Genomic DNA, 2488 nt, shown 5'->3' with positions numbered 1-2488 from the left:
TTATAATCAAAAATTTTACTATTATTTTAAATAAGCCTCAAATAGATATAAAATAATAGTAAAATTTTTGATTATAATTGGACAAGAAAATAGATAGATAGAAAAAAAAGCCAAAAGAGCTATTTTTTTCATTTTCTCTCCTTTTTTCAATTAAAAAATTATAATATAAGCATCGCATCGCCATAACTATAAAATCTATATTTTTTCTTTATAGCAATGTCATAAAGTTTTTGAGTTTTTTCTAAACCGATAAATGCCGCCACAAGCATAATAAGCGTAGATTTTGGAAGATGAAAATTTGTGAGGAGGTGATTTACTCTAATAGGCGGGTTTAGAGGATTTAAAAAAAGGTTACACTCTCCAAAAGGTTTTTTATATCTTGCGTAATACTCTATTGTTCTTGTAACTGTTGTTCCAACCGCTAAAATTTTTGCATCTGAATCTATAAGTTTTTGAGTCTCTTTTGGAATCTCATAATATTCGCTATGCATTATATGCTCGGTTATTAGTTTCGTTTCAACCGGTTTAAAAGTTCCAGCCCCTACATGTAATGTAATAAATTTGACATCAAATTTTTTTTTGATCTTTTCCAAAAGCTCTTTAGTAAAATGTAAAGATGCCGTTGGTGCCGCAACGGCTCCCGGGGTTTTTGCGAAAATTGGTTGAAAATGTTTTTCATCTTCTTTTTTGGCTTCTCTATCTATATAGGGAGGAAGAGGGATTTTTCCAATTTTATCCAAAATATGTAAGAGGTTTTCAAAATCCAAAATTTTTCTATTTTTAAAAAATTGGACTATTCTTGAGCCATCTTCACAAAGTTTTATAACCTTTGCTTCAAGATTTTCTTCAAATTTCAAAACAGAGCCAACTTTTACCTTGCCTCTTATAAAAACGCTAAATTTATTATTTTCAAGGGGTCTATTTAATAAAAGCTCAACTTTTCCTCCACTACTTTTTTTACCAAAAATTCGCGCTTTTATAACTTTTGTATTATTAAATATTAGATGAGTTTTGGGTGGAATAAAATCGATAATATTTTTAAATATGGTATGGGTAATTTTGTTTTTTTTTCTATCATAAACCAATAACTTTGCTTCATCGGGAGGATTTATTGGCTCTTTAGCTATTAAAGAGGGGGGCAGATAGTAATCGTAACTATCTACCTTTAGGGGATCAAGTCTCTTTTTCATCTTCATTTTTAGCTGGATTTACCATTTTTGCGATTAAGATCGATACTCCATACAATATAACCAAAGGTCCAGCCATTAAAAGTTGGCTTAAAACATCAGGCGGAGTCAAAAGCGCAGCTACCGCAAAAATTATGATAATAGCATATTTAAAAAAACCTTTTAAACTCTCATCGGTGACTAAACCCAACATAGCTAAGAAAAAGGTAATTACCGGTAACTCAAAAGATAGTCCAAATCCAAACATCAATTTTGTAAAGAATCCTACATATTCGCCTATACTTGGAAGAGCCGTAAAGAGCTGAGAACCAAAATTTATAAGATAACTAAATCCAAAAGGAAAAACGATATAGTAAGCAAAAAGAGCACCTGAGATAAACATTACGGTTGCAGAGATTACAAAAGGCAAAACCATCTTTTTTTCATGCTCGTAAAGTCCCGGAGCTACAAAAAGCCAAAGCTGCCAAAAAATAACCGGTAAAGAGAGTATGATTGATGCAAAAAAAGATACTTTTAAAGCCGTAAAAAAAGCTTCCCCCACTTTTGTAAATATTACGTTGCTACCTTTTGGGAGAGCCTCTTTTAAAGGCAAAATCATCCAATCAAGTATATATTCCCAAAAACCAAAACAGATAATAAACATAACAAAAATCGTGGCAATGGATATCAAAAGCCTTTTTCTAAGCTCGGCTAGATGGGGTTTTAACTCTTCAAACATCTATTTTTTCCTCTTTATCGATATCTATTTTTTTCTTTTTAAACTTAACAACTTCTCTTTTTGCCTCTTTTTTATTGACCGCTTTTTGGATCTCTTTTACTTCTTCAAGTTCATCTTCCAAATCCCCAATATGAACAATCTCTTCAACCTCTTTACCTACGGTTCCAAGCTTTTTTTTATATTCAAGAGCCTCTTCTTTTAACTCGCTTATTTTTATCTCTTCGTCCAAAGAGGTTTTAGCTTCGTTAATAGCTCTTTTTACACTTTTGAAAAATTTTGCTACATCAACTAAAAATTTTGGTAATTTTTCAGGCCCTAAAAAGACGATAGCTACGATTGCTATCATTAAAAGTTCTGTAAAACCCATTCCAAACATAATAAACCTTTAAAAGGTAATTTGGGATAAATTCTACATAAAAAGTTATTAAATTGTGGTTAAGTTTTGATGGTTGAAATGGTTAAAATGGTTGAGTAGTTGAGTGGTTGAGTGGTTAGGTGAAAGACTGAAGGTAAAAGGGAGAAGGGGAGAAGGAGGTAAGTGAGCGAGGGCAAACCGAAGGTTTAGAACGATAACTGCTTATCG

The 2488-nt window shown here is 31.8% G+C and carries 3 protein-coding genes; all 3 read right to left on the bottom strand.

Annotated elements, in window-relative coordinates:
• Positions 1–158: 158 nt before the first annotated feature.
• From queA to tatB, 3 genes are read right to left on the bottom strand one after another with little or no spacing between them, the layout of a single operon-like run.
• Positions 159–1196 (bottom strand): tRNA preQ1(34) S-adenosylmethionine ribosyltransferase-isomerase QueA, encoded by a 1038-nt coding sequence (gene queA, locus AC30RD_RS08325; protein ID WP_489494021.1) that lies wholly within the window; start codon positions 1194–1196, stop codon positions 159–161.
• Positions 1174–1905 (bottom strand): twin-arginine translocase subunit TatC, encoded by a 732-nt coding sequence (tatC, locus tag AC30RD_RS08320; RefSeq protein ID WP_489494020.1) that lies wholly within the window; start codon positions 1903–1905, stop codon positions 1174–1176. Before tatC ends, queA begins: the two co-directional genes overlap by 23 nt.
• Positions 1898–2281, bottom strand: a complete 384-nt coding sequence (tatB, locus tag AC30RD_RS08315) for a Sec-independent protein translocase protein TatB (protein ID WP_489494018.1) — start codon at positions 2279–2281, stop codon at positions 1898–1900. Before tatB ends, tatC begins: the two co-directional genes overlap by 8 nt.
• Positions 2282–2488 lie beyond the last annotated feature (207 nt).

It is taken from the genome of Nitrosophilus sp., from assembly GCF_982775275.1.
The sequence above is the reverse complement of the archived record's forward strand: the minus strand, read 5'-3'. Positions and strand labels throughout refer to the sequence as shown.

What these genes read in the sequence shown, in the direction of transcription:
- queA (WP_489494021.1), bottom strand. Translation starts at nt 1,196, where the DNA reads ATGAAGATGAAAAAGAGACTTGATCCCCTAAAGGTAGATAGTTACGAT.
- tatC (WP_489494020.1), bottom strand. Translation starts at nt 1,905, where the DNA reads ATGTTTGAAGAGTTAAAACCCCATCTAGCCGAGCTTAGAAAAAGGCTT.
- tatB (WP_489494018.1), bottom strand. Translation starts at nt 2,281, where the DNA reads ATGTTTGGAATGGGTTTTACAGAACTTTTAATGATAGCAATCGTAGCT.